The organism is Thermoanaerobacter sp. RKWS2 (assembly GCF_026240795.1).
In the GTDB taxonomy this organism is placed as follows: domain Bacteria; phylum Bacillota; class Thermoanaerobacteria; order Thermoanaerobacterales; family Thermoanaerobacteraceae; genus Thermoanaerobacter; species Thermoanaerobacter ethanolicus.
On the sequence record NZ_CP110888.1, the window covers coordinates 1,386,822 to 1,412,222 of the forward strand.

General features: G+C 34.4%; 24 protein-coding genes and 3 pseudogenes. 3 read left to right on the top strand and 24 right to left on the bottom strand.

Annotated features, from left to right (window positions below):
- Positions 1-43 precede the first annotated feature (43 nt).
- The 19 genes and pseudogenes from flgF to dprA all read right to left on the bottom strand — a co-directional run bounded on the left by flgF (position 44) and on the right by dprA (position 17,034).
- A complete protein-coding gene (gene flgF, locus OEI98_RS07195; protein WP_266040473.1) occupies positions 44-1,300 on the bottom strand; it encodes a flagellar basal-body rod protein FlgF in 1,257 nt (418 codons plus the stop codon).
- A gap of 80 nt (positions 1,301-1,380) precedes the next feature.
- Entirely contained in the window at positions 1,381-1,749 is a 369-nt protein-coding gene (locus OEI98_RS07200) for a TIGR02530 family flagellar biosynthesis protein (RefSeq protein WP_003869167.1), read from the bottom strand.
- A 9-nt stretch (positions 1,750-1,758) separates the two neighbouring features.
- Positions 1,759-2,154: a flagellar hook assembly protein FlgD gene (gene flgD, locus OEI98_RS07205; protein WP_003869168.1), complete on the bottom strand. Its 396-nt coding sequence runs from the start codon at positions 2,152-2,154 to the stop codon at positions 1,759-1,761.
- 15 nt (positions 2,155-2,169) lie between these two features.
- Positions 2,170-3,102, bottom strand: coding sequence for a flagellar hook-length control protein FliK (locus tag OEI98_RS07210; RefSeq protein WP_266040477.1), 933 nt, complete (start codon positions 3,100-3,102; stop codon positions 2,170-2,172).
- Entirely contained in the window at positions 3,060-3,524 is a 465-nt protein-coding gene (locus OEI98_RS07215; RefSeq protein ID WP_266040479.1) for a hypothetical protein, read from the bottom strand. The genes OEI98_RS07210 and OEI98_RS07215 overlap by 43 nt, the downstream gene beginning before the upstream one ends.
- A gap of 17 nt (positions 3,525-3,541) precedes the next feature.
- Positions 3,542-4,120, bottom strand: coding sequence for a MotE family protein (locus OEI98_RS07220; protein WP_003866706.1), 579 nt, complete (start codon positions 4,118-4,120; stop codon positions 3,542-3,544).
- 110 nt (positions 4,121-4,230) lie between these two features.
- On the bottom strand, positions 4,231-4,575 hold the full coding sequence (fliJ, locus tag OEI98_RS07225; protein ID WP_266040482.1) for a flagellar export protein FliJ: 345 nt from the start codon (positions 4,573-4,575) through the stop codon (positions 4,231-4,233).
- Positions 4,576-4,580: 5 nt separating this feature from the next.
- Positions 4,581-5,891, bottom strand: a complete 1,311-nt coding sequence (fliI, locus tag OEI98_RS07230; protein ID WP_003869171.1) for a flagellar protein export ATPase FliI — start codon at positions 5,889-5,891, stop codon at positions 4,581-4,583.
- Positions 5,884-6,654 carry a FliH/SctL family protein gene (locus tag OEI98_RS07235; protein WP_004396185.1) on the bottom strand — a complete coding sequence of 257 codons (771 nt, stop codon included), beginning with the start codon at positions 6,652-6,654 and terminating at the stop codon, positions 5,884-5,886. The genes fliI and OEI98_RS07235 overlap by 8 nt, the downstream gene beginning before the upstream one ends.
- Positions 6,647-7,654 carry a flagellar motor switch protein FliG gene (fliG, locus tag OEI98_RS07240; RefSeq protein WP_003869173.1) on the bottom strand — a complete coding sequence of 336 codons (1,008 nt, stop codon included), beginning with the start codon at positions 7,652-7,654 and terminating at the stop codon, positions 6,647-6,649. The genes OEI98_RS07235 and fliG overlap by 8 nt, the downstream gene beginning before the upstream one ends.
- Before the next feature lie 11 nt (positions 7,655-7,665).
- Positions 7,666-9,185 (bottom strand): annotated as a pseudogene (gene fliF, locus OEI98_RS07245) (flagellar basal-body MS-ring/collar protein FliF).
- A 27-nt stretch (positions 9,186-9,212) separates the two neighbouring features.
- Positions 9,213-9,509: a flagellar hook-basal body complex protein FliE gene (gene fliE / locus OEI98_RS07250; protein ID WP_003866700.1), complete on the bottom strand. Its 297-nt coding sequence runs from the start codon at positions 9,507-9,509 to the stop codon at positions 9,213-9,215.
- A gap of 6 nt (positions 9,510-9,515) precedes the next feature.
- Positions 9,516-9,959 carry a flagellar basal body rod protein FlgC gene (flgC, locus tag OEI98_RS07255; protein ID WP_003866699.1) on the bottom strand — a complete coding sequence of 148 codons (444 nt, stop codon included), beginning with the start codon at positions 9,957-9,959 and terminating at the stop codon, positions 9,516-9,518.
- A gap of 6 nt (positions 9,960-9,965) precedes the next feature.
- Positions 9,966-10,373: a flagellar basal body rod protein FlgB gene (flgB, locus tag OEI98_RS07260; RefSeq protein WP_003866698.1), complete on the bottom strand. Its 408-nt coding sequence runs from the start codon at positions 10,371-10,373 to the stop codon at positions 9,966-9,968.
- A gap of 652 nt (positions 10,374-11,025) precedes the next feature.
- On the bottom strand, positions 11,026-11,778 hold the full coding sequence (gene codY / locus OEI98_RS07265) for a GTP-sensing pleiotropic transcriptional regulator CodY (RefSeq protein ID WP_003869175.1): 753 nt from the start codon (positions 11,776-11,778) through the stop codon (positions 11,026-11,028).
- Positions 11,779-11,812: 34 nt separating this feature from the next.
- Positions 11,813-13,192 (bottom strand): ATP-dependent protease ATPase subunit HslU, encoded by a 1,380-nt coding sequence (gene hslU, locus OEI98_RS07270; RefSeq protein ID WP_003869176.1) that lies wholly within the window; start codon positions 13,190-13,192, stop codon positions 11,813-11,815.
- Between the two features lie 12 nt (positions 13,193-13,204).
- On the bottom strand, positions 13,205-13,735 hold the full coding sequence (gene hslV, locus OEI98_RS07275; protein WP_003869177.1) for an ATP-dependent protease subunit HslV: 531 nt from the start codon (positions 13,733-13,735) through the stop codon (positions 13,205-13,207).
- 79 nt (positions 13,736-13,814) lie between these two features.
- A pseudogene (gene topA / locus OEI98_RS07280) lies at positions 13,815-15,895 on the bottom strand (type I DNA topoisomerase).
- Positions 15,896-15,945: 50 nt separating this feature from the next.
- On the bottom strand, positions 15,946-17,034 hold the full coding sequence (gene dprA / locus OEI98_RS07285; protein ID WP_004396181.1) for a DNA-processing protein DprA: 1,089 nt from the start codon (positions 17,032-17,034) through the stop codon (positions 15,946-15,948).
- An 89-nt stretch (positions 17,035-17,123) separates the two neighbouring features.
- Here dprA and OEI98_RS07290 point away from each other — a divergent pair, with 89 nt between their 5' ends.
- Both OEI98_RS07290 and OEI98_RS07295 read left to right on the top strand, forming a co-directional pair.
- Entirely contained in the window at positions 17,124-17,852 is a 729-nt protein-coding gene (locus OEI98_RS07290; protein WP_004396180.1) for a ribonuclease HII, read from the top strand.
- 6 nt (positions 17,853-17,858) lie between these two features.
- Entirely contained in the window at positions 17,859-18,230 is a 372-nt protein-coding gene (locus tag OEI98_RS07295) for a YraN family protein (protein ID WP_004396179.1), read from the top strand.
- Here the strand turns inward: OEI98_RS07295 and trpS are convergent.
- From trpS to OEI98_RS07310, 3 genes and pseudogenes are all read right to left on the bottom strand, one after another.
- The gene (trpS, locus tag OEI98_RS07300; protein WP_004396178.1) at positions 18,219-19,202 is read right to left on the bottom strand and encodes a tryptophan--tRNA ligase; all 984 of its coding nucleotides are present in this window, start codon (positions 19,200-19,202) and stop codon (positions 18,219-18,221) included. The genes OEI98_RS07295 and trpS overlap by 12 nt on opposite strands.
- An 81-nt stretch (positions 19,203-19,283) precedes the next feature.
- Positions 19,284-20,150 (bottom strand): YitT family protein, encoded by an 867-nt coding sequence (locus OEI98_RS07305; RefSeq protein WP_004396177.1) that lies wholly within the window; start codon positions 20,148-20,150, stop codon positions 19,284-19,286.
- Positions 20,151-20,213: 63 nt separating this feature from the next.
- A pseudogene (locus tag OEI98_RS07310) lies at positions 20,214-20,702 on the bottom strand (ATP-binding protein); the annotation flags it as partial.
- A 107-nt stretch (positions 20,703-20,809) separates the two neighbouring features.
- On the opposite strand from OEI98_RS07310, the gene OEI98_RS07315 reads away from it, so the two are divergent.
- On the top strand, positions 20,810-21,223 hold the full coding sequence (locus OEI98_RS07315; RefSeq protein WP_266040615.1) for a helix-turn-helix domain-containing protein: 414 nt from the start codon (positions 20,810-20,812) through the stop codon (positions 21,221-21,223).
- A gap of 319 nt (positions 21,224-21,542) precedes the next feature.
- On the opposite strand, the gene OEI98_RS07320 is transcribed toward OEI98_RS07315, so the two are convergent.
- Positions 21,543-22,616: a DUF3854 domain-containing protein gene (locus OEI98_RS07320; protein ID WP_266040497.1), complete on the bottom strand. Its 1,074-nt coding sequence runs from the start codon at positions 22,614-22,616 to the stop codon at positions 21,543-21,545.
- A 247-nt stretch (positions 22,617-22,863) separates the two neighbouring features.
- Positions 22,864-24,750: a group II intron reverse transcriptase/maturase gene (ltrA, locus tag OEI98_RS07325; RefSeq protein WP_266040499.1), complete on the bottom strand. Its 1,887-nt coding sequence runs from the start codon at positions 24,748-24,750 to the stop codon at positions 22,864-22,866.
- Between the last annotated feature and the right edge of the window lie 651 nt (positions 24,751-25,401).

Genomic DNA, 25,401 nt, shown 5'->3' on the forward strand with positions numbered 1-25,401 from the left:
TCCTCCATTACATCTGCTGGGCACAAAGCCCAGCAGACTATAATTATCTCTTCATATTAACAAGATCTTGCAATATTTCATCAGAGACAGTTATAACTTTCGCATTAGCTTGAAAACCTCTTTGAGTTACAATCATATCTGCAAATTCATTAGACAAATCTACATTAGACATCTCTAAGGTTCCAGGATTTATAGAGCCCCTTGTACCTGTACCAGCTGCTCCTATCATTGGTTCTCCTGAGTTTACTGTATTAATAAACATGGTATTTCCTATCTTCTCTAATCCCATGGGGTTTTGAAAATCTGCAATAGCAATTTGCCCAATTATCTGTCGGCGACCATTGGAATATATACCTGATACAACTCCATATTTGTCTATGTTAATGCTCTCCAAAGAACCCGCTTCATTTCCATTTTTACTAAGTTCCCTCAAATCGGTCTCACTTGAGAACATAGTAAGTTTTGAAAGGTCAAGTGAAACAACAGGACCAATAGTTGCGTTTGTCATATTACTATCCATATTAAAAGTCAGGGTACCAGTTGCAATTCTATTTCCACTTTGATCTGGCGCAATTTTCCCCTCAGAATCAAAAGTAAGAGTACCTGTACCATCGATAGATGAAATTGCTGGATCAGAAGAGGATACTTTCCAATCCCATGAATTTGCCCCTTTTCTAGTAAAAGTGATAGTTGCTACATGACTTCCTCCTTGAGAATCATATACAACGATATTATAGCTTATATCTGCATCTATTGCTGTTGAAGCATTTAGATTTCCTCCTATTTCTAATTGTGTAGTCGCTACCGGGTCTATGCTTGACCAATTTTTAAGGCTTATTGGCACTAAATTTCCTGTATCAGTGTTTACTGTTTTCCCATCTGTTGACATCCAACCCAAAACTTTATATCCATCAGGTGTCACTAAATCTCCATTAGAGTCAAAGCTAAAGTTTCCTGCCCTTGTGTACAAATTTGCTCCTCCATTGGAGACAATGAAAAATCCATTTCCATCAATTGAAAGGTCTGTAGGATTATCTGTTCTTTGAGCACCGCCTCTTGTAAACAACGTGTCAATTGAAGCTATAGCTACTCCCAGACCAATCTGTTGAGGATTAGTTCCACCGCCATTTCCTTGAGGCGCAGAAGCCCCTTTTATCGTCTGACTAAATATTTCTTTAAAAGTCATTCTGCTGGCTTTATATCCAACAGTGTTGACATTTGCTATGTTATTTCCTATTACATCCATCCTTGCTTGATGAGCTTTCAACCCTGAAACTGCAGAATACATTGACCTTAACATTTTTTCTCCTCCCTTTATTTTCGGTGCTGCTCGCTTTCTCTGTCAGTCAAAAGCGATAAGCCCCCTCGTTAAGGTCCGGCTTAAATTATTACAGCACCGTCTATATTTGTAAAAACACTATCTTTTAACATTTCTCCATCCATTGCCGTTATAACCGTCTTAGATTTTAAATTTACTACAAAGGCTTTGTTATCTATTATGATTAGAGAATCCTTTATTCCTTTCTGGTTAGCTTTGTTTACTGCCTCCAAAAGCTTTTGATATTCTTTCTGCGTAATTTTAACATTTCTCATTTCCATCCTCATAAGTGAATGCTTTGAAAATTTTAGTTCATCAATTTTTTCATTTAAAACTTCTTTGAAGGCTGTAGAAGTTCCATTGTTACCTGCTACTCTCTGGGCTAAATAATTGACATTTAGGTTTTGAGGGATTTTCACTATCTCAGACATTTTATCACCTCATTCTGAAACAGCTGTCACAGCATCCACTGGCACATCTATGCCGTTCACTTGTAAAAAGTATTCTCCATTTTGCTTATAAACAACATCTACTTTTCCTGTCACAGTTTGAGAATTCCCATTATTGTCAGTAATGGTAGCATATATATTTTTGCCTATCAAATTTATAGCTCTTACCGCATTAAAGCTGCTATTCATGTTTTGCATTTGTTCTAACGTTGAAAACTGTGCCAATTGTGCAATAAATTCTCTATCATCCATTGGATTTAAAGGATCTTGATTTTTTAGCTGGGTGACTAAAAGTTTTAAAAAATCATCCTTTCCCAATTGGTCTTTTGATGTTGTTACTCTGTTAGTGTAAACAGTTGTAATATTGTAATTAGTATTTATATCCACAATATTCCCTCCTTTCTACGCTTTTACGTCAATATGGTCTTGTGAAATCTGATAATTTTGTGGTGGCAGATCTATCTCTTCTGTTTGTGGAAGTTCATAAACTAAGTAATTGACATATCCTTTTTGCATATTTTGCTGCTTTGATGCATCGTTAAAACCTTGCTGGCCATTGTATTGAGAAGTAAATTGCATATTTTTGTCTACTGTCACATTAAAACTATCTATTTTAATTCCTTTTAAATCTAACTGACTATTTAAAATTGCTAAATTAGATTCAATCTGATGTTTTAACTTCTCGCTGTCTGTTATTATGGTAGCGATGATGTTACCATCTATAGATTTAAGGTTAATTTGAAGTTTCCCTAAAAATTCTGGTTTTAATTGTATACTAATAGTCGAAGAAACTTCATTTTTTGAAAGAATTATGTTGTTTATTATTTGGTCAAAAATTTGAATTTCAGGTTTTTGATGGAATTTAGAGTTTTGTTGTATTAATTGATTATCAAAGATTTTTGTGTCGTGTTTTAAAAATGCAAAGTCATTTTGTTGAAACGACTGATTTTGCTCAAAATCTCCGTCTTTCTTAATTGCAAAGAATTCGTTATTTGAATTTGATGGTAAATTTTTTGATTTTGTACTGTTATCCTTACTGACTGTACTCAAAAGACGCTGTGAATTTAATTGAGTCAAATTCTCATCTTCTTCTTTAACTTGTGTCAAATTATTTTTTCCTTCTTTAGCATTAGAGGATTGTAAACGAGAAACGTACATATCTGATTCTTGTACTTTCGCAATTTCCCCATCAGGATTTTTATTTTTATAGAGACTTAAAATTTCTTCAAAATTGCCGGTTTTAATAGCGTTAGCTATTGTATCTGATTGCAATTTGATGCCGAAGTTTTTCTCTAAAAGTTGGCTAATTTTTTGAGAGATTTTGTCAATATCCAAATTTTTGCCTTGAAAAAATTCTGCAGCAGTTGTCCCACTTCTTTTTGAAAAACTCTAACCAATTCCTGAGAGCCAACTGACTGTTGTTCGCCCTCCCTCATTTGTCCTGTTACGTTTAAAGTATTTATTAAGTATTGCAGCCAATTAAAAACATCTTTAATCAGCGTATCTTCTATATCAGCAAATTTTGCGTCTTGACCTTCTTCGATGTTTTTATCTTTCTCGATTTTGGAGGACAGAGTTTCACCATTTTCTTTAACAGCTAACTGCAATTGTTGATTTAACACTTTTGAAAATTTAGGAGGACTATCTCCTTTGGCAGCTAAATTTTTTTGTGAATTTGTAGCTGCTTTGATTCCATCAGGTTTTACATTCACTACTGCAAATGGCAACAATTCAGTATCAAGTAGTATTCCACTCAATCCCTCTCACCTCCTTTCTAAGGAATCATTGTAGCATTTTTTAAAAGAATATTAGTTATTTTAGCTGCTTTATCTGCTTTTAATGACTCTAATATTTTTGATGCACTGTCTTTATTCATGTAACTTAATATTTTTATTACATCTTCATCTGACATGTTGTTAAGAATTTGAGCTGCATTTTGAGGGTCCATGTTTTGATAATAAGTAGCTATATCTTTTAAACTAGCTTGCTTATTTTCTAACTGTTGTTTTAAAGTACTACTTTCATTCTGTATTTTCTCTAATTCTGCTTTTAAAGCATTAATCTGGTCATCTTTTTCTTTTAACTTAGCCTCATAGTCAGCAATTTGTTGTTCCTTTGCTTTTAATTCATTAGTAAGTTTTGCTATTTCTGTATTTTTGTCCTGGACTGATGGCTGAGAAATCAAGCCTTTTAAAATCGGAATTTTTGATAACTGTTTTGTTAGATAGGTTTGACTTCCCCCTATATTAAAGTAAATTATCGCAGCCATGCCCCCTATAATCACCAGCAAAAGTATTAAAAATATTAGCCTCGTTTTTGGCCGCTTTTTCACTTGTGTTTCTTCATTTTGCATATGGTTATCCTCCTAATAGGATTTAGCTACTCTAAAACTTATCTGCTCATCTATCACCTTATTTTGCTCTAAGTTCAATAGATATTGATATTCAGTGAATTGCTTTTCTCTTAAATTCTCCAATGCCTTTTTTCTTTAGAAATCTTTAAAAGATTTTCTCTTACTAAGTCAGCATCTTTTTCTAATTTTTTTATAAGATTTCTCTTGTCTTCAATCATCTGTTGTATTTTTCTTACATAAGCATCAGACTCGGCTATTTTAAGAGCTGTAGTCCCTTTACTTATTTCATCTTTTCTCTCTTCTAAAACCTCATTGAGATGCTTAGTCAGATTATGTAATTTTTCCTTTTGTAAATTTATTTCTGCCATAATTTTAGACAATCTCTCTTTTTCTATCTTCTCTGACTGTTCTTTCAAATTTAATACCGGCTGCAAATTAAATTCAAATTTTTTCATGTTTATCACCTTTTAATAGATTCGTATAAAAGTTGTTTTGTAGTTTCAAAGTCATAAGATTCGTCTATTCTTTGCCTTAAGAAACTATTCATTTTTTCATTTAGCTCAATAGCTTCATCAATTTTAGGATTACTGCCAAAATTATATGCTCCTATATTTATTAAATCCTCCGCTTCTGTGTAAGTCGCCAAAATATCTTTAAACCTCGCTATTAGTTCTTTATGTTCTTCTGTAATTATGTCATTTATCACCCTGCTAACACTTGCTAATACATCAATAGCAGGATAATGGTTTTTATTAGCCAGTTTCCTTGACAAAACTATGTGCCCATCGAGTATACCCCTTACTGCGTCAGCAATTGGCTCATTCAAATCATCCCCATCTACTAACACAGTGTAAAGAGCTGTAATAGAGCCTTTTTTAGAACATCCAGATCGTTCTAAAAGCTTAGGTAAAACTGAAAAGACAGAAGGAGTATAACCTCGTGAAACAGGAGCTTCCCCTATAGAAAGCCCTACTTCTCTTTGAGCCATGGCAAAACGAGTTACTGAATCCATCATCAAAAGAACATCTAACCCCTGGTCTCTAAAATATTCAGCTATAGCAGTTGCAGTCATAGCGCCTTTTACTCTTATAAGAGCTGGAGTATCAGAAGTAGCTACTACAACTACAGATTTTTTTAAACCTTCTTCCCCTAAATCTTTTTCTAAAAATTCATTTACCTCTCTTCCTCTTTCTCCTATAAGAGCTATTACATTTAAATCAGCTTTAGCATTTCTTGCCATCATACCTAATAACGTACTTTTTCCTACACCACTTCCTGCAAAAATACCAATTCTCTGCCCTTTGCCGCAAGTAAGTAGTCCATCTATCGCTTTTATACCAAGAGGAATGACTTCTCTAATTCGCTTCCTTTCTAAAGGATCAGGCGGCACATTATTAATAGGAATAGATTTTTCAAATTTTATCGGTCCTTTGCCATCTATAGGATTGCCCAAACCGTCTAATACCCTTCCAAGAAGTTCATTTCCTACGTTAATTCTAAGTGTTTGACCTGTAGCTATCACTTTGCTGCCTGCTCCTATTCCCTCCATATTCCCTAAAGGCATGAGATACACTTTTTCTTCTTTAAAACCTACAACTTCTGCCAAAATTGTATTTCCGTTAATAGTCTTGATATTACATATTTCTCCTATGTTGGAAAGAGGCCCTGTACTTTCGATTGTTAATCCTATTACTTGAGAAACTTTTCCATAATATTGAATTAGCCTTTTTTCTTGAAGAACTTTTTTATATTTATCTAACATATTACTCATTTAGCACACCCACAAATAAGTTTTTTAAAGCTTTAAGTTGTGTACTAACACCAGAGTTTATCACTCCAGAATTTGTTTCAATTACACAATCTCCTTTTTTTAATGATAAATCTTTTAAGATATTTACATCATCTAAAAACTCTATGTCTTTAAGAATTTTGTCTTTATTTTTAATACAGTGTTCATAATCCTCTTCACTAACCCTTACCGTGACTTTGTCAAAAGCATTGTAGTTTTCCATTCCTTTTTTGATGAGGTTCAATATTATGTCTTTGTCCTCTTCCACATATTTACCTACAATTTTTTCTACCGCATGCAAAATTACATTTACAATATCATTTTCTGCTTCTTTATACATTCGTTGTTTTTCTTTAATAATCTCTTCTTTAATAGTCTTTGCTTCTTCTATTATAGCTTTAGCCTCTTCTTCTCCTTTTTTGTATCCTTCTTGATATCCTGCAGTATATCCAGCTTGATAGCCCTTTTCTTTATACTCTTCTTCAATCTTCTTAGCTTTTTTCTCTGCTTCTATTAAGATTTTTTCTACATCTTCCTTAGTCTTCCTAAGTATCTCTTGCTGGACTTGTCTCGCCCTTTCTATTATTTTCTTTGCTAAATCCGCACTTTCTTTTTTTATATCCTCTCTTTGTTCTCTCAATTCAATTACTTTCTCCACTTTTTCTTTGTAATTGCCATTTTCCACAATTCTTAAAACCACGGGAGAGGAAAGATTTATTTCCCGTTGCTTATATATCCTATACAATAATTTCGTCCCCTCCTCCTCGTGATATTACAATCTCTCCTGCATCTTCTAATTTTCTTATGATATTTACAATTCTTTGCTGTGCTTCTTCTACATCTTTTAATCTTACAGGTCCCATATATTGTATGTCTTCTTTTATCATATCAGCAAGTCTCTTAGACATATTACTATAAATAACTCTTTGAACTTCCTCACTGGAACCTTTAAGTGCAAGAGCAATATCGTGATTGTCTACTTCTCTCAATACTCTCTGTATAGATCTGGAATCCAATGTAACAATATCTTCAAATACAAACATCCTCTTCTTAATTTCTTCTACTAACTCAACGTTTATAGTCTCAAGAGTATCCAAGATATTTTTCTCTGTACTCCTATCTACAGAATTTAGTATATCTACAATTGTCTGAATACCGCCTGAAGAAGTATAATCTTGTGTAACCAAAGAAGATAGTTTTCTTTCTAAAATCCTCTCAACTTCTTTTACTACTTCAGGAGAAGTGCTCTCCATTGTCGCTATTCTCATAGCCACTTCTGCCTGTAAGTTTTCAGGTAGTGATGATAAAATTGCTCCTGCTTGTTGAGGTTTTAAATAGGACAAAATCATCGCAATAGTCTGAGGATGTTCATTTTGTATAAAATTTAAAACTTGAGATGGATCCGCTCTTCTTATAAAATCAAAAGGCCTTACTTTTAAAGAAGAAGTCAATTTATTGATAACTTCAAAAGCTTCTTGAGCACCTAAAGCTTTTTCTAAAACTGCTTTTGCATATTCTATTCCACCTTCTATTATGTACTCTTGCGCTACGCACATGTTATAAAATTCATCTATAACTTTTTGCTTCTCTTCAGGAGTAAGATTTCGTATACTAGCTATTTCCAAAGTTAATTGTTCAATTTCATCTTCCCTTAAATGCTTATATATTTGAGCTGAAAGGTCAGGGCCTAATGCAATCAAAAGCATTGCGCTTTTTTCCCTACCTGTAAGTGCACCTCTCGCCACAATACCACCACCTACTCTTCATTAAGCCATGTCCTAATTACCTGCACAACAAGTTCTGGCTTTTCTTTTATAAGTCTTTCTATCTGTTTTTTCTTTTCGTCTTTCTCAGAGAAATCTATTTCTTCGATAGGTTCTATAGGTTCTACAGTAGCTAAGACCTCCTGTTCAGCTGTAGTTAAAGAGGTTTCTTTTTTCTTCCTTCTCATCATAATAAGGAATAGTCCGCCTCCTAACACTAAAGCCGCTAATATAGCCCATACATACACTGGTACTCCCTTTGAAACTTTTGCCTGCTGCTGCATTGTCTTTAACAGGTCTTGGTTAAATTGTATTCCTTGAACCGATACTTTTACAAGAGAATCCCCTCCTGCAGCTTTTGTAACCAAGTCAGCAATTTGCTGTTTCATAGAATTATTAAGATTTTGATTTACAACAACCGCAACAGAAATACTTTCAATTTTCCCTTGAGCTTGAACAAGACTTGTCTTAATTTGATTTATTTCATAATTTATAGTAGTTTCTGTTCTACTGTAATCAGAAGTACCATTACCAGTCGTTGAAGCTACAGGAGGATTATTTGACGCAGTACCTGGTGAGCTTCCACCTTGTGTACCTGTGGCTTTTTCTTTAAGCTCTTGTATACTCCTTACAATTCCTTTATTGTCATTCCCTTGAACAGGCAAATACTCTATAGTATCCTGCGTCTTTTTATCAAAATTTAAAGTAACATTTGCTCTTACAACTACATTACCTGGTCCAAACACTTGTTCTAACAATGTTTGAAGGCTGTTTTGTAAGTCTTCTTGAACTTTTTTTGAAGAGCAAATTGAGTATTAGCATTTTCAGCAGTAGTATCACTTTCTGCAGTAAGAATTTTACCATTATTATCAATTACAGTAACATTTTCAGGTTTTAAACCTTCTACGCTCTTAGATACAAAATCTATGATTCCCTTGACTTGCGAAGAGGATAAAGTCACACCTGGCTTTAAAGTTAGCATCACAGCCGCTGTAGCTTGATTAGTAGTATTTGAAAGTACAAAGGCATTTTGATCAGGTACTACGATATTGACAATAGCATCTTGCACTCCATCTATAGTTTTTAGAGAATTTTGTATTTCATTTTGTAGAAAATACAAATACTTTTGTCTTCTCTCTTGGTCTGTTGTAGCAAGGGAGTTATTCATAGCGTCTTGAAAGCTAAATCCCCCTTGTGGGATTCCTTCTGTCGCAAGTTTCATCCTCACCTCATCTTTGTATTGTGCAGGAACTAAAATTGTCGTCCCATCGTTCGATATTTTATATGGAATCTTGAATTCGGTTTTTAATTTTTCAACTACCGCTCCTGCATCTTTTATACTTAGATCTGAATATAAAACTACATAATTAGGCCTATTAACTATGTAAACTAATAAAGAAATGCCTATAAAAAGTAAAATAGCAATAATTCCTAACTGTATCTTTTGTTTCTTATCAAACTTATTCCAAAAGTTTGTCAGTTGTTCTCTAAAATTGGCAATGAAGTCTGGCATTAATTCACCTCATTTCAATTAAAGACATTACAATGGCATTCTCATTATTTCCTGATAGGCCTCCAGCACTTTATTTTTTATTTGAATTGTAAGCTGCAGTGCAATGTCAGCCTTCGCAGCATCTATCATCACTTGATTTATATCGTCAATTTCACCAGTTACAAGTTTTTGGTCATTTTTCATTGCCGTTAACTGTAAATCATTTACCTTGTTAAAGGCTTCTTTTAAAAAGTCGCTAAAAGTATCTATTTTACTGCCATTCTGTGTTGCTTCTAAAGTGCTATCCAAAGTTACTGGATTAACCGGTGTTATTTGATTAACCATTTATGTCTACCCCCTACCGATTTCTAAAGACTTTTGAAACATAGCTTTTGAAGCATTAAAGGCTGTTACATTGGCTTCATAAGCACGAGTAGCAGAAATCATATCTACCATTTCAGAAACAATGTTTACATTTGGGTACTCTACATATCCATTTTGGTCAGCATCAGGATGTCCAGGGTCATAAACTTCTCTAAGAGGAGTTTGGTCATCCTCAGCTATTTGTACAACTTCTACTCCTTTGCCACTGTATTTACCTTTAACTTTATCTAGAATGCTTTCGAAACTGTCAGGTTGTATTTCTTTTAAAACCACTAATTTTCTCCTATAAGGCCCTCCTTGAACTGTTCTTGTAGTATTTACATTAGCTATATTTTGGGCAATTATGTCCATTCTAAGTCTTTCCGCCGTCAAACCCGAAGCACTTATATCCATAGAACTAAATAAGTTCATTGTAAATTACCTCCCATCTTTTACAGCAGTCATGATAGAATTAAGCTCTCCACTTACCCTTTGCACAAGGGCATAGTAATACAACTGATTCTTAGCTAAATTTGCCATTTCGGCATCTATGTCTACATTATTTCCATCTAACCTCATGGAAGTGTCATTTACTTGAATAATTTCCGGTTGTATGGAATCAATAGCAGGTGGGCCAATAGGAATGTGCTTAGGGTTTGTAACATAACCTCTTAACTTTGTACCATTTATAGCATCTTTTAAAATATCCTCAAATTTGACTTCAGACCTTTTGAAATTAGGAGTATCCACATTAGCGATGTTATTGGCAATCACATTGTTTCTTACAGTGGCTGCGTACAATCCCTTTTGTAATAAATCTATATTTTCAATTCCTAAATCCAGCATTTTCTCGCCTCCTCTTATTCGACCACACTATACTTAATTCGACAAACAAACCAAAAATCCTGCTAAAATAAGCCAAAAAATAAATATTTAACTTTGTTCTAACACTGCCTTTTTTGTAAAATAATATCAATTTTTATCGAATAATATTATATCATGCCGTAATAGTTTACACCATAAGAAAAAAGTCCTATTTTTATAGGACTCTCAGTTTGTTGACAAAGTTAAAAAATATTCAAAGGAGATATTTTGCATCGTCGCTCCGATGTTCCAAAGCGACAAAACTAAAGCTCGACCTTCAGGCTCCGGCAGGGTACCTACGTCAGGTGGCATCCATGCCTTAAGGTGCCCGCCTCCGCCATCCCTGGCTTCGGCCCTGCCTACGCCCTCGGTCTTGCTAAGTTTCCCGGCACTCAAGTAAGTAAGCTTGTTTTTTCTATTTTTGCTTTATCAAACTCTCTTACTTGAGTGCCGGGTCGCTTTGTAACAAGTCGCTCCTTATGCAAAATATCTCTTTTACGAAAGTTTGTCTACAGTCTGAAAAGTCCTATTTTTATAGGACTCTTTTACATAAAATTAAGTCTCCTGCTTTCATGCTAAAGTACAACCCCATGCATAAAAGCGGAGACTTATATTTTTCAATAAGGGTTTAAATTTATCTTTTCATTTTCTCTAACTCTTCTAATAATTTATCGTTTAGTACCCTTATATGGGTACCTTTCATTCCTAAAGACCTTGACTCAATTATGCCAGCACTTTCAAACTTTCTAAGGGCATTTACAATTACAGACCTTGTAATACCTACTTTATCTGCTATTTTACTTGCAACTAATAATCCCTCTTTTCCATTTAGCTCTTCAAAAATATTTTTTATAGCTTCTAATTCGGAGTAAGAAAGTGTTCCTAGTGCCATTTGAACAACTGCTCTTTTTCTTGCTTCATCCTCTATTTCTTCATTTTTTGACCTTAAAATTTCAAGGCCAACTACTGTAGCACCGTATTCTGCTAATATCAAGTCATCGTCAGTAAATTCTTTTACCCCTCTTGATAAGGCTAAAGTTCCTAACCTGTCTCCACCGCCATTGACAGGTACTATAGTCAAAATTAAATCTGATAAAACTTTATCCTCTTTAAAAAGATTACCTTTATCATTAGCCAGCGTCTCCGTCACTCGCAAAAGTTTGTCATTATATTCTTCAGGTATTATTTTACTTTGAGCAAAAATGTCATTTCCATAATCTTTTAATATACTATAACCCAATACTTTACCCTTTCTACTCAAAATATATACGTTGGCCTCAATGACATCTTTTAAAATATTGGCCATTTCATTAAAATCAACTGGTTGAATTCCTGTTTTTTGCAAAATTCGATTTACTTTTCTAGTTTTTTCTAATAGTGTGCTCATATTTCTAATCCTCCTATGTTTTTATTTTTTATTATCATAAAATGTATTTACTAACTTCGTATTTATTTAGACTATCTTTTAATTGCTCTTTTACATACTCTTCAGTTATCACTATTTGCTGCCCTCCCAATTCTGGCGCATTAAAAGATAATTCTTCAAACAACTTCTCCATGACAGTGTGCAATCTTCTTGCGCCAATGTCCTCCGATTGTTGATTTATAAGATATGCTACTTCTGCAATAGCCTCAATTGCTTCATCAGTGTATTTAACTTCTATTCCTTCTGTTCTTAAAAGCTCTTGATACTGTTTTGTAAGAGCATTTTTAGGCTCCTTTAATATTCTTATAAAGTCCTCTTTTGTGAGAGGTTTTAAATTAACTCTTACAGGAAATCTTCCTTGTAGCTCAGGGATTAAATCAGACACTTTTGCAACGTTAAAAGCACCAGCTGCTATAAACAATATATGGTCTGTCTTAACAGGACCGTATTTTGTCATTACTGTACAACCTTCAATTATAGGAAGAATATCCCTTTGAACTCCTTCCCTTGATACATCTGGTCCTGCTGTATAACCGCTGCTGGCAATTTTGTCAATTTCATCTATGAAAATTATTCCATCGTTTTCTGCTCTTTTAATAGCCTCTTCAATTACTTCATCCATATCTATAAGGTTTTGAGCTTCTTCAGACTCTAGAATTCTTTTTGCTTCATACACAGGAACTTTTTTAATTTTTTTCTTTTTAGGTAAAATGTCAGCAAATATATCTTGCAAATTTATGTTCATTTCTTCGGACCCTAAATTAGTATACATCTCAAGCATTGGTGTAGATGTATCTGTTACTTCTATTTCCACTACATAATTATCTAGCTCGCCATTTCTTAACTTTTGCCTTATTTCTTCTCTTTTGTATTGCATACTTTCTTCTTCTGTCTCTTCACTTTTCTCGGCAGAAGGATAATTAAACAATACTTCAAAAGGATTTTTAGTTTGTTTTTTTCTTTTTCCAATTATGTAATCAATTAGCCTATCTTCTGCAATTTTCTTCGCTTTTTCAGTAACTTTTTTTAATTTTTCCTCTTTTACCATTCTTACAGCAGCCTCTACAAGGTCTCTCACCATGGAATCTACATCTCGTCCTACGTATCCTACCTCAGTAAACTTAGTAGCCTCCACTTTTACAAAAGGAGCTTCTACTAATTTCGCAATTCTTCGAGCAATTTCTGTCTTTCCTACTCCAGTAGGGCCTACCATAATTATATTTTTGGGGGTCACTTCTTCTTTAAAATCGTCAGGTAAAAGATTTCTCCTATATCTATTTCTTAAAGCCACTGCTACTGACTTTTTAGCTTCCTTTTGTCCTACAATATACTTATCTAATTCCTCTACAATCTCCTTGGGAGTATAATTCTTCACTTAGAGCACCCCCTATAAAGTCTCAACTGTTATGTTGTTATTAGTGTAAACACAAATCTTTGAAGCTATCTCTAAAGCTTTTTTTGCTATATCTTCTGTATCTAAATCAGTATTATACCGTAGCGCTAAGGCTGCAGCCATAGCATAATTTCCTCCAGATCCTATCCCAATCACATCCTCATCTGGCTCAATAACTTCACCAGTGCCAGAAATAAGTAAAGTATCCTTTTTATCTACCGCAATCAAAAGAGCTTCTAACTTTCTTAAAATCTTGTCTTTTCTCCATTCCTGTGCCAATTCTACTGCTGCTCTTTTTAAATTACCTCCATACTGCTCAAGTTTTTCTTCAAATTTTTGCGAAAGAGTCAAAGCATCAGCTACCGAACCAGCAAATCCTACTATTACTTCTCCATTATATAATCTTCTAATTTTTTTCGCTCCATGTTTTAAAATTGTATTTTCTCCAAAGGTAATCTGTCCATCACCAGCCACTGATACTTTATCGCCTTTTCTCACAGCAATTATGGTAGTACCCTTAAACATGTTTACACCCCTTTAGATAGTTTAATATTAACACATTTTTCACAATGCTTCAAGAATTAATTCAAAATTTTTGTTAAATTCATTTAACTTCTTTTTGATAATCACATCCTGGATTAGAACATTTTAGTATATGTACATTTTTTGTATTTTTTTCTATTAACATGCTACCACAAACAGGACATTTTTCCTCAACAGGTTTGTCCCACAATATAAAATCGCAATCAGGTGCATTTTCGCAAGCGTAATAAGTTCGGCCTTTTTTGCTCTTTTTCTTTACAATTTCTCCACCACATTTAGGGCATTTAACACCAACCTTTTCGTATAAAGGTTTTGTATTTTTGCATTCAGGAAAACCAGAACAAGCAAGAAATTTTCCATACCTGCCTTTCTTTACAACCATATTTCTTCCACAAAGTTCACATTTAATGTCAGTTACTTCTACTTCTTCCTTTACCTCTATCTCTTCCATTTGTTCTTCTGCAATCTTCAAAGTTTTGTAAAAGTCTTTATAAAACTCTTCCACTACTTCATACCATTTCACTTGACCTTCTTCAATCTTATCTAGCTGCTCTTCCATCTCAGCAGTAAATTTTACATCTACAATTTTTGAAAAGAACTCCTTTAATGCGTCTGTTACAATAAAACCTAATTCTGTAGGTTTTAAATTCTTTTATCTTTTACCACATATCCTCTTTCTAACAAAGTAGAGATAGTAGGAGCATAAGTGCTGGGACGACCTATTCCTTTTTCCTCCAATTCTTTAATCAAAGAAGCTTCTGTATATCGAGGCGGAGGCTGGGTAAAATGTTGCATTGGCTTTAATTCCTCTAAAAACAATTTGGTCCCTTCTTGAAGTACAGGTACAGTTTTTTCTTCCTCTTCTTGCATATCTGTTCCTTCTACATACACTGTCATAAAACCTAAAAATTTAATGCTAGACCCTGAGGCTTTAAAAACATATCCATTATTTACTATGTCCATAGAAACAGTATCGTAAATTGCAGGTGCCATTTGACTTGCTATGAATCTACTCCAAACTAATTTGTACAATTTATATTGGTCTGGCGTTAAGGAATCCTTTATACTCTCGGGATCCCTGTAAATAGAAGTAGGTCTTATAGCTTCATGAGCATCCTGCACATTGGCTCTTTTAGAAACATAATTTGCTTCAGGATTGGCATACCCTTTTCCAAACTTTTCAACTATATATTTATATACCTCTGCCTTAGCTTCATTTGCGACCCTTGTAGAATCTGTCCTTATATAAGTAATAAGACCTACACTGCCTTCTCCTTTGATTTCTACCCCCTCATATAATTGTTGTGCAATTAACATAGTTTTTTTTGCAGTAAATCCCAATTTTCTCGAAGCTTCTTGTTGTAAAGTACTAGTGATAAAAGGTGGAGAAGGATTTCTCTTTTTGACACCTGTTTTTACTTTATCTATAATGTATTCTTCAGACAATGCTGCTAATATTTTGTCTACATCTTCTTTTGTCTTTAACTCAACTTTATCCTCTTTGGTACCGTAGAATTTTGCCTCAAACTTGCCAGAGTTTTTCTTATCAGAGAGAATCACGGTAATACTCCAATATTCTTCTGGCACAAAGGCTTCTATTTCTCTTTCTCTGTCGCAGATAAGCCTAGCTGCTACTGATTGAACTCTGCCTGCACTTAATCCCCTCTTTATTTTTTTCCAAAGAAGGGGACTTATTTTATATCCTACTAATCTATCAAGAATTCTCCTGGCTTGTTGCGCATCTACCAAATTTAAATCTATAGAGCGAGGGCTTTTAAGAGCAGTTTGCACTGCATTTTTTGTGATCTCGTGAAATTCTATGCGACAAGGCTCCTCAATATTCAAATTTAACAATTGGGCAATATGCCAGGAAATTGCTTCTCCTTCTCTGTCAGGGTCAGTGGCCAAAAAAATTTTATCTGCATCCTTTGCTTCTTTTTTTAAATTCTCTATAATAGCCCCTTTTCCCCGAATAGTTATGTACCTAGGAGCAAAATTGTTTTCAATATCGATACCTAATTGACTTTTAGGCAAATCCCTAACATGTCCCATGGAGGCTGCTACTTTAAAATTTTTGCCTAAAAATTTAGATATAGTCTTAGCTTTAGCTGGAGATTCCACAATAACTAGAGATTTTGCCATTTCGACACCTCCAAAACAATTTATAATTATATCAAAGTTTTTGACAATTATCAAAATATTTTTTTCTCATATTTATTGCCAGGAAGTTTTTCAATCATACCTTTTAACATTAAAGAAGATAAAATTGCATTAACTTTTGAGATTTTTATTTTCACATAGCCTGCTATTTCTTCTATATCTCTTGGAGCTTCACAAATAAAATCGTACACTTCTTTCTCTTCCTCCGTCAGAGAAGACATAAGATTTTCCTCAATCTTTTGTTGTACATCCTCTCTTAAATTAAATTCTTCTAAAATATCCTCAACACCAATTACAATTTTCGCACCTTGTTTTATGAGCTCATTTGTTCCTCTGCTATAAGCACTCGTTATATTCCCAGGTACTGCAAAAACCTCTCTTCCTTGTTCTAAGGCAAATTGAGCCGTCAATAAAGATCCACTTTTTATTCCTGCTTCTATCACAACTACCCCAAGAGATAACCCGCTTATGATTCTATTCCTCAGAGGAAAATTTTGTGGCAGTGGAGGAGAATCAAGAGGAAACTCTGAAACCAGCAATCCCTCCTCACTAATTTGCTCCATCAGCTTTTTATTTTCTCTTGGATAAACTATGTTTATGCCATTTCCCAAAACAGCAATAGTTTTTCCTCTTCCCTTCAACGCTCCTATATGAGAAAAACTATCAATTCCTCTTGCCATGCCACTTACAACTGTTATACCTCTTTCTGACAGCTCATATGCCAATTTTTGTGCCACTTGTTTTCCATAAAAAGTAGCATTTCTTGCGCCCACCATGGCAATGCGCAAATTATCTTTTAAATTTATATTCCCCTTCAAATATAAAACAGGAGGTGGATCATAAATATTTTTTAATTCTTTCGGATATTCCTCCTCTTCTAATGTATATACACTTATTTTTGAATTTTGCAATCTTTCTATATAATCAAAAGGGTTCAACTTCTGAGCTTCTATTATATTTTGTACTAATTTTCTATTTCCTATTGCTTTAAAAATATCAATTTCTTTTGCTTTATACACACCTTCCGCAGTTTTGAAAAATTCCATCAATTGAACAAAACTTTTATACCCTATTCCTTTGACAGTACTTAACCATATTTTAAAAATCTTTTCCCTTTCCATAATTGCTCCCCTTTAACATCGTTTTCCCTAATTATCTTTATTATAATACATAACCTGTGATAAAATAAAGAAAAAAGAAAGGTGATACAATGTCAAACTTATATAACCTACGCCAACTCAAAAACTATTTATACCAAAATCCCTTTTGTGACTTTCAATCTCTCAGCTTAAATGAAGCGGCTAAAAAGTGGCTTGAAAAAGAAACAGAAAGAATAAATAATCTAAAATACTATGAAAATCAATTATATCAATTAAATTTAAATTTCATTGCTGGAGTAGACGAGGCGGGAAGAGGTCCTTTAGTAGGACCAGTAGTTGCCGCCTGTGTAATACTTCCTAAAGAAGTTTTCATCCCTGAGATAAATGACTCGAAAAAACTATCTGAAGAAAAAAGAGAAGTATTGTCAGAGGTAATAAAAAAAGTAGCTATCTCGTATGCCATTGGAATAGTTGATTGCGAAGAAATTGATAAAATAAATATATTAAATGCTACCTACAAAGCCATGCAGATTGCTATTTCAAAAATACAACAAAAAATTGATTACCTTTTAGTAGATGCTATTACCATTCCTCAAATAGAGATAAATCAAAAAGCGATAGTAAAAGGAGATTCAAAAAGTATTTCTATAGCTGCTGCCTCTATACTGGCAAAGGTTGAAAGAGATAAAATAATGAAAGAATACCACAAAATCTATCCTCAGTATAATTTTGAAAAAAACAAAGGTTATGGTACAAAAGAACATATTGAAGCTTTAAAAAAATACGGTCCCTGTCCTATCCACAGAAAGACTTTTATTGAAAAAATTCTGAAAGGATGAAAAACATTGAACAAAAAAACAATAGGCAGCTTAGGAGAAAAAATAGCTGCCCAATATCTATTAAAATCAGGTTATAAAATTTTAGAGAAAAATTTTAAATGCAAAATTGGGGAAATAGATATAATAGCTCTATTCAAAAAAGAAATAGTTTTTGTAGAGGTAAAAACAAGAACCTCTACCTCTTTTGGAACTGGAAGTGAAGCTGTAAATTTTCATAAACAACAAAGAATATTGAAAATTGCCCAGTTGTACTTGGCTTCAACAGAAAAATTTCGAAATTTTCAGCCTCGTTTTGACGTGATTGAGGTTTATTTAAATCCTGATACATTAGCCTTTGAAAAACTAAGTCATTTCCCAAACGCCTTTTTAATCTTTTAATATCAATCCCATCTTTTCTTTTACTTCTTTCAAAGTTTTTTCTGCAACAGCTTGAGCTCTTTCCGCCCCTTCCTTTAAAACCTTCAAAACATAATCTCTACTGAGGTCTTTATAATTTTTTTGTATAACAGTCAATTTATCTATTACAACCTCTGCTAATTCTTTCTTTAAAGTGCCATAACCCTGTCCTTTAAATTTATTTACAACTTCTTCTATTTCCATACCTGTAAATAAACTATAAATAGTCAAAAGATTGCTAACACCCGGTTTGTTTTCCCAATCAAGCTTTATTTCAGTCTCAGAATCAGTCACTGCTCTCATTATTTTCTTTTTGATTACAGAAGGCTCATCCAAAAGATTGATTCTGTTATTTGGATCACTGTCACTTTTACTCATCTTTTTAGTAGGGTCAGTAAGACTCATTATTCTCGCACCAAGTTTTAAAATCATAGGCTCAGGAACTACAAAAGTTTCACCAAATCTGTTGTTAAAACGCTGCGCAATGTCTCTTGTCAGTTCTAAGTGCTGCTTTTGGTCTTCTCCTACAGGAACATAATGGGTATTGTATAAAAGTATATCTGCTGCCATCAAGTCCGGATATGTAAAAAGTCCAACTGAAACAGATTCCTTTCCTTTGCTTTTATCCTTAAATTGTGTCATCCTGCTCAATTCACCAAAATAGGTTATACATTGTAGCAACCATGCCAATTCTGCATGGGCAGGAACGTGAGACTGAATAAAAATGGTAACTTTTTTAGGATCTAAACCTATTGCAAGGTAAAGTGCTGCCAATTCAATAGTTTTTTCCTTTAAAACTTTAGGGTCTTGAGGAACTGTTAAAGCATGTAAATCAACGGCACAAAAAAAGCACTCATAATCTTCTTGTAGAGCAACAAATTGTCTCATTGCACCCAAGTAATTACCTATGTGAATGTCTCCCGAGGGTTGTACTCCTGAAAAAACTTTTTTCAAGCTATCAACTCCTTTTCAATTGAGTATTTTATGTCGTTTAGAAAAAATTATAAGAGAAAATTTCAAAATTTGCAATGAAATTTAAAATAATTCCCTCATAAATCCTTTTCCATGAACTTCGGCTACATCTAATATAGAGATAAAAGCATTTTCATCTATTTGGTGTACAATAAGTTTAAGTTGTGGAAGCTGTGTTAAAGACACAATAGAGTATAAAACCTTTTTACTCTCCTTAGTATAAGCTCCTTCTCCATGTAACAAAGTAACCCCCCTTTTTAATGTGGTCATTATCTCTTTACTCACTTCTTCTACTTTGTCAGTAACTATAAGTACCATTTTTTGTCTATTAAATCCCTTTAGAGTTTTATCTACCATGTAGGAAGTAATGTACATTGAGACAAGAGTGTAAAGAGCACTGGTCAAACCAAAAAATATAGCTCCAATGGCTACGATAAAAAAGTTAACAATAAAAGAAATATGCCCAATTTCAAAATTATCATATTTCTTTTTTACAATTACAGAAATTATATCTAAACCGCCAGTTGACCCGTGATTACTAAAAACTATTCCCATACCTAAACCATTTAACACTCCGCCGTATAAACTCAAAAGTAATGGATCATTTATATGTAATATATTTTTTATTGAATAAGTAAGCACCAAAAACAAAGAAAGTGATACAGTACCTATAATAGTAAAAATTGTAAACCTTAAATTTACTTTTTTATAGCTCAAAATTAAAAGTGGGATGTTTAGCAAAAATATAGTGTATCCTGCAGGAAACTTGGTTAAATACTGTATAATAAGTGCAATACCAGAGACTCCTCCACTTAAAAGTTTAGCATGAACAATAAACATGTTAATACCAATAGCAGACATTAAAGTCCCTATAAGAATAAAGAAAATATTTTTTATACTTTCCCTATTAAAAAAACTTGTTATCTCCAAAGCTAACACCTTCTTATCACATTTGAGAATTAATTACTTTACATAAAATTTTTATTGTAATTTTTATTTATGCCAATATTTGCTATCAACAATCCTATACTGTAATGCTTCTGCTACATGCTCAAACTTAATATTTTCTGCACCTTCCAAATCAGCAATTGTACGAGCAACTTTTAAAATTTTATTATATCCTCTTGCACTTAAATAAAACTTCTCGAAAGCCTCATTTAAAAATTTTTTAGTATCTTCATCAAGTTTGCAATATTTTTTTAACATATTTCCTTTTAATTGAGAATTAAAGTATATACCAGTACCTTTATACCTTTTAAGTTGCATTTCTCGTGCTTTTATAACTCGTTCGCGAATTTCCTTGGAACTTTCCGATGGCGTTTCTTCTTCGAAATATTTATCTTTTTTAAGAGGTTTTACCTCCACATGTAAATCAATTCTATCTAACAAAGGTCCTGAAATTTTATTTTGGTATCTTCTTATTTCATTTACACTGCAATGGCATTCGTGAGTATCATCTCCATAATAGCCACAAGGACAACCGTGCAAACAACAATTTAGAACTTTCGATTGTAAGACAAATTTATCTTACCAAATATGCTGAAGACATCTCACATAACTGCGCTAATAACAGTTCCCCCGGAAGTAGAATACGAATAGCAAGGCAAGCTAGAGATATGACTATTAAAGATCTAGCAGAAGCTTCCGGGATGTCAGAAACTGCAATAGGTAATCTTGAAAATAATAAAAAAACTCCTCGAATAGAATCATTACGAAGACTTTCAAAGGTACTAAACGTTCCTATTTTCTATTTAGGATGTTTTGAGCAGCTGCCTGAAAATACGTTAGGACAGCGCATAATGAAAGCACGTTTGTTTCATGGTTTTACCTCACAAGAATTTGCTAAAATTCTAAATGTTAACCATAAAACGCTGCGCAGCTGGGAACAGGATAAAAGCAGGCCTTCATCCATTTATTTTAACACACTTAAGCAGTTTTTAAAAGTTTTAGAAGATCAAAATTTTGATTGCAGTGAAGTCATAGAAAAACAAATAAAAAAATAATTCTAGTATAACCATATCCCGCTCTCGCGGGGAGCTATTAGCTCGGCTCCGGGTCGGAGCCCGGGTGAAATTCCCCTTCGGCAATGCCGGATAGGCGTAGCACGATCGCCGACCGTGCGCGGCATTGAGCGGTTCTGCCGGAGAGGCCGGAGCTAGGGGAGCACCCCGGCGTCCTTGGTAGCCCACCCGGCGTAGGACGGCAGGGATACCGCCCTCAGCCTAGTCACGGAGTCTCCCTCGGGTCCGCCAACCCAAGCCCTATGCCTTCAGGCATAGGGTCCGTGACTGATGGTTATACTAGAATTATAAGAAAATTATCTTAAACAATTTTTCTTTGTTCTTTTTTTCTTTGGGCTAATAGATAATCGTCAATTCCTTTATAGGCAGGATCCCATGTTTTTGTATAAACTTTAAATCCTTTTGCTGTTAGTTTTTCTTCTAGTTTTGCTTTCGCTTTTTGTACTCCTTTGTTTATAAGTAAATCCATATCATAAGTTATATACACTTTTTTGGCTCCTAGTTCTGCTAGTATCATTTCTATTCCCTTTATTGCAGTAACTCCTGGTACAGATACAAATGTAAGTCTTGACAAATAGTGTGCTACATCGGCTTTTAATGGGCCCTCTGTGATGATTACTACTTCAGATGGGCCTCCATGTACACCCTGCCAGGCATGGGCAGATGTGCCGTTTTTTAGCCTGTTCGAAGAAAACCATTTATATTTTCCGTTTCGTGTATTATCCAACCTTATCTGCAGTCCCTGTATTTTGCCCTGTACATTTTTTACTGGTATTAAGAAGCCCTTATCATATACGAAATTCCAATTATTGTTTCTGTCTGTATAAAAGCCCGGCACACCTTCAAGCACATGCCCTTCTGTAATTAATTGATGACAGATTTCTTGGCGAATTTTATTATCTGTTGGCAGGGATCTATATCCGTTTAGTGCTATAATCTCCCAGGATAATCCTCTTTTTAACAGGTTTTTCAGGTGCTCCTTTTCCAGAGTTAATTTTGATAATAGTGCCCTATATGTTTTATCTCTTGTTTCTATATCAGCTATTTTTTTTGCTGTATTTTCCTTTTGAATATTTTGAACGAGAGGGATTTTTTTTTCGCTTCTGTTGTTTTGAGAAATTAGTTTCTTATATGCTTCTTTTGTACTTATTTTGTTACATGCTGCGTATAATCCTACTGCATACCCGCCAGCCCCACATCTTACGCAGTGATATGCATCTTTTGCAGTGCTCAAATACAGATGACCGTGTTCCGGATTTTCTGAGTCTCCACAGAAAGGACAGCGAGCTAAGTATTCTTCTGTATTTATTTTTCTTAAAATTTTAATACCACATTTATATGCAACATCTAAAATTGAAATTTTTTCGTAGTTCACAATACCACTCCTCTCGTTCTATTTTTCTGATATGCTGTAGTGTATAGCTAAGGGATGTTCTATGTGTGAGTTGTATTCCCATCTGGGTATTAATACTGTTTTACCGTTTTTTAGTAGTGTTTCAATAGTGACTGGTAGTGATAGGTAAGGCTTTGATGTTATCTCCGCCTTTTCCCCCACTCCGAACCGTACGTGAGACTTTCGTCTCATACGGCTCTCCGACGGTTAACACCACTTAGGTCAGGATTTAGACGTCACCGTCATTACCTGCTTGCAACAATTCCCTGTATTTTGCTAGTTTTTGTTTTTGTTTCTTGGTATAGTATTCGGGAATTTCTTTTCCATGGACTATGTCATGACATGTTTTACACAGCCATACTAGATTGGGGACCTTATTAACTTGGTTTAGTGGTAGGTTAGGGTTGAGATGGTGACATTCCCTGTTTTCTTTCTCTAGAGGAATTCCACATATTTTGCATTTACCTCTGTCACGATTATAAGCGTATTCTCTGTTCATATAATATTCAAAGTTGTATAGCTTCTGATTTTTAGAGTGACTTAATGCTGTCTCATCGTATAATGGTGGTCTATCTAAAGACAGTTTCTTTTGATTGAGTTTCACGTATAGTTGTCTACCTTCTTTAGTGTAGGGCGTTAACTTTTGATTGAATGGGTATTTTTCCCAATGACTCCCAGTTATAAATGTTTTAGTGATTCCAATATACATATTATTGACCTTAACCGCAAAAGTTTTGGTTTTATATTTCGAGTGTCTTTGTGGTCGGTTACTTAGTTTATTTAATTCTACTATGTGTTCTTGATATGCTTTTGGATATATTTTCCGAAATATTCTTTCTGCAGTTCTATTTATTTTGTTATCAATATAGTTAAATGTTTGGGAACAGATTCCGGTTTTCCAGTATTCAGCTATACCTATTATCATTGTATTTATTTCTTCAATTTGTATAGCTCTGTCTATTTCATTGGATATTTTAGTTAGTTTGTGTATTTCTTTACTTATTTCTCTGACTTGCTTTTTGACTTTATCAAAATTTGGATAAAGTTTACCCACTATTTTGTTGGGCTTGGGGTCATTGGGTGTTGGTCTTTTGGTTTCTGCTTTTATTAGGAACCCAAGGAATTTTATTGGCTTTTGGGTTATGTCTGTAATCACTGTTTTGTCTTCTGAAAGTTCTAACTTCAATTTGTATTTGAAATATTTTTTCAAGTATTCTAGTAGCCTTTGTGCTTCATTGTAAGTTGTTGTCATTATTATCCAATCATCAGCGTATCTTACTAAATACTTTGGCGTTATTCCTTGTCGTTTAAGTCTTGCTCTATCATGGATTATATTTTTACATCTTTGTATTTTTGGTTGTTCATACATTCTTGCTATTGTCCAATCAAAATCATTAAGGTATATATTTGCAAGAATTGGCGAGATAATTCCTCCTTGAGGGGTTCCTAATCCTGTTATATTGTATAGGTCATTTTCTATATATCCTGCTTTGAGCATTTGTTTGATAATCATTAGGATTCTTTTATCATGGATTCCAGTTTTGTAAAGTTTTTTGAGTAGTATTCTGTGATTTATGCTATCAAAATAGTTTTTAATATCCCCTTCTATTACGAATCGAGGGATGTCGTTTTTGGATGTGTTAATAAGATGTACTATCTGTTTTATGGCATGTTTGGTGGCTCTGTAGGGTCTAAAACCGTAACTGTGTTGATAAAACTTCGCTTCAACTATCGGTTCGATTACTATTCTGACACATTCTTGAATTATTCTATCTAATATTGTGGGTATGCCTAATGGTCTTAGTTTTCCATTACTTTTAGGAATGTATATTCTCTTTGCCGGTTTTGGTTGATAGTTTTTGGCTGTTTGCATGACAAGTTCAATTAGGTTTTCGTAAGGCATCTGTAAATAGTAATCCATATTTAGTCTATCTATTCCTGATGTCTGTGCCCCTTTGTTGCTTTTGATGTTGTGTATGGCTGTTGTTATTGTGATTGGATTAAAGGCTAGTTCCCATAATCCATGGAAATTTCTTCCTTCTTTGCTTTTTGCATAGATCAGGTCGAGTTTTTCTTTGAGTTGTGTTTCATTTTCTACCTTGCCGTTTATGTACATAGGACATCACCTCCTATGGTTCGTTACCCATATTTCAGGGAGTTTCCAAGGTAGATTTGGAACTGTTGCAAGGTTAACCGTCTGGTGTCCTTCGCTCTGTACCGTTTATGTTACAGTACTTCATTGCTACTATGACACCTCCGACTTCCTGTATGTTTCATTGTACTGCCATACTCCACATACAGGCTCTCCCACGTTCCGACTCACCTATCCTTGTTCGTCCTTTAGGAGGGTGCTCTACTCCAGGGAATTCACACCAGCGTTTGAACCACAGTTGTTCGCTGGTTATCATGAGTCATTTCAGGCTCATGCCAGTGTAACGAACGACCAGCGTTACACCAGATTCCCATTGTTTCCCTCTTTCGAGGGCACGTCGTAACGGAGCTTCAAACACACCTTTCTTTCGTCTCCATGGGACTGGATGTCCGCCCCTATACTTGTCCATGCCTTTTGGTTTAGGACTTTCAGGGGCGCCTTCACCTGGCTTCGTACGTCAATGGTTGGCAGTCCATTGACGCACGCAGGAGTATTAGCACTCGTGCCATCTCAGGCTTTGACATGCCTTCATCGATGTTGGTTCTGCACGGCCGAAGGAGTTTCACCTTCGGAATTTGGTGAGTCAGTTGTCATGCCATTTCTGGCATGCCGGCA

What these genes read in the sequence shown, in the direction of transcription:
- flgF (WP_266040473.1), bottom strand. Translation starts at nt 1,300, where the DNA reads ATGTTAAGGTCAATGTATTCTGCAGTTTCAGGGTTGAAAGCTCATCAA.
- flgB (WP_003866698.1), bottom strand. Translation starts at nt 10,373, where the DNA reads ATGCTGGATTTAGGAATTGAAAATATAGATTTATTACAAAAGGGATTG.
- dprA (WP_004396181.1), bottom strand. Translation starts at nt 17,034, where the DNA reads ATGGAAAGGGAAAAGATTTTTAAAATATGGTTAAGTACTGTCAAAGGA.
- hslV (WP_003869177.1), bottom strand. Translation starts at nt 13,735, where the DNA reads ATGTTTAAGGGTACTACCATAATTGCTGTGAGAAAAGGCGATAAAGTA.
- OEI98_RS07200 (WP_003869167.1), bottom strand. Translation starts at nt 1,749, where the DNA reads ATGTCTGAGATAGTGAAAATCCCTCAAAACCTAAATGTCAATTATTTA.
- OEI98_RS07290 (WP_004396180.1), top strand. Translation starts at nt 17,124, where the DNA reads ATGTCAAACTTATATAACCTACGCCAACTCAAAAACTATTTATACCAA.
- codY (WP_003869175.1), bottom strand. Translation starts at nt 11,778, where the DNA reads ATGAGCACACTATTAGAAAAAACTAGAAAAGTAAATCGAATTTTGCAA.
- ltrA (WP_266040499.1), bottom strand. Translation starts at nt 24,750, where the DNA reads ATGTACATAAACGGCAAGGTAGAAAATGAAACACAACTCAAAGAAAAA.
- fliI (WP_003869171.1), bottom strand. Translation starts at nt 5,891, where the DNA reads ATGAGTAATATGTTAGATAAATATAAAAAAGTTCTTCAAGAAAAAAGG.
- flgC (WP_003866699.1), bottom strand. Translation starts at nt 9,959, where the DNA reads ATGAACTTATTTAGTTCTATGGATATAAGTGCTTCGGGTTTGACGGCG.
- fliE (WP_003866700.1), bottom strand. Translation starts at nt 9,509, where the DNA reads ATGGTTAATCAAATAACACCGGTTAATCCAGTAACTTTGGATAGCACT.
- OEI98_RS07220 (WP_003866706.1), bottom strand. Translation starts at nt 4,120, where the DNA reads ATGCAAAATGAAGAAACACAAGTGAAAAAGCGGCCAAAAACGAGGCTA.
- fliJ (WP_266040482.1), bottom strand. Translation starts at nt 4,575, where the DNA reads ATGAAAAAATTTGAATTTAATTTGCAGCCGGTATTAAATTTGAAAGAA.